This window comes from Shinella daejeonensis, from assembly GCF_024281235.1.
Lineage (GTDB): Bacteria > Pseudomonadota > Alphaproteobacteria > Rhizobiales > Rhizobiaceae > Shinella > Shinella daejeonensis.
The window spans coordinates 1-931 of the sequence record NZ_JAHWXY010000033.1 but is presented as its reverse complement, the minus strand read 5'-3'; the positions used below and the strand labels follow the sequence as shown (position 1 = coordinate 931).

Genomic DNA, 931 nt, shown 5'->3' with positions numbered 1-931 from the left:
GCTTCCAGCTCCAGCTTGGCAATCCGTGGTTCGAGCTGGCGGGCTGGCCGGTCTATTATCCGCCGGCCTTCTTCTGGTGGTGGTTTTCGTTTGACGCCTATGCGCCCGCAATCTTCGTCGAAGGTGCCATCATCGCGGCGTCCGGCGGTTTCATCGCCATCGCCGCCGCCATCCTCATGTCGATCATCCGGGCACGGGAGGCGCGCAACGTCGCCACCTATGGTTCGGCGCGATGGGCGGAGGATCGCGAAATCCGCGCCGCCGGTCTGCTCGGCCCCGATGGCGTGGTGCTCGGCAGATACGACCGGCACTATCTGCGCCATGACGGGCCGGAGCATGTGTTGTGCTTCGCCCCGACTCGCAGCGGCAAAGGTGTCGGGCTGGTGGTACCGACGCTGCTGACATGGCCGGGAAGCTGCATTGTCCACGACATCAAGGGCGAGAACTGGACTCTGACGGCCGGCTTTCGCGCCCAGCATGGCCGCGTCCTGCTGTTCGATCCCACGAACGCCAGATCGTCCGCCTACAATCCGCTGCTCGAAGTGCGGCAGGGGGAATGGGAAGTCCGCGACGTGCAGAACATCGCGGATATTCTGGTCGATCCCGAAGGCAGTCTCGACAAGCGCAACCATTGGGAAAAGACCAGCCATTCGCTGCTGGTCGGCGCGATCCTGCATGTTCTCTATGCGGAGAAGGACAAGACCTTGGCGGGCGTCGCCAACTTCCTGTCCGATCCCCGCCGTCCGGTCGAGGCGACCTTGCGCGCCATGATGGATACGCCGCATCTCGGCGAGGCGGGCGTTCATCCCGTCATCGCGTCGTCGGCCCGCGAGCTGTTGAACAAATCCGAGAACGAACGGTCGGGCGTGCTCTCCACCGCCATGTCGTTTCTCGGCCTCTACCGCGATCCCGTGGTGGCGCGGGTGACGGC

1 protein-coding gene is annotated in these 931 nt (G+C 64.6%); it reads left to right on the top strand.

Annotated elements, in window-relative coordinates:
* A partial coding sequence (locus KYK29_RS22395) for a type IV secretory system conjugative DNA transfer family protein (protein WP_254693078.1) occupies positions 1 to 931 on the top strand: 931 nt, incomplete at both ends.